At 60.6% G+C, this 264-nt stretch carries 1 pseudogene; it reads left to right on the forward strand.

The window, feature by feature from the left end:
- Positions 1–72: 72 nt before the first annotated feature.
- Positions 73–264: pseudogene (locus B4920_RS26605) on the forward strand (ATP-binding protein); the annotation flags it as partial.

Raw genomic sequence — 264 nt, forward strand, 5'->3', positions numbered from 1 at the left:
TATCCCAGGAAGTAAATCGCACAATTCGCAACACTGTCTTGCAGCACCTTGCGGCAAGGGATTGGAGAGGTCATGACGAAGAAAAAGGTACTGCTCTCCTGGAGCAGCGGAAAAGACAGCGCCTGGGCCCTGCATCGCTTGCGCCAGGATCCGGCGATCGAGGTGGTGGGGCTCTTCACCACCCTGAATCAGGCGTTCGAGCGGGTGGCCATGCACGGGGTGCGCAAGCAGTTGCTGATGGAGCAGGCCGCGTGCGTGGGGCTG

This window comes from Zoogloea sp. LCSB751 (assembly GCF_002028455.1).
GTDB lineage: Bacteria > Pseudomonadota > Gammaproteobacteria > Burkholderiales > Rhodocyclaceae > Zoogloea.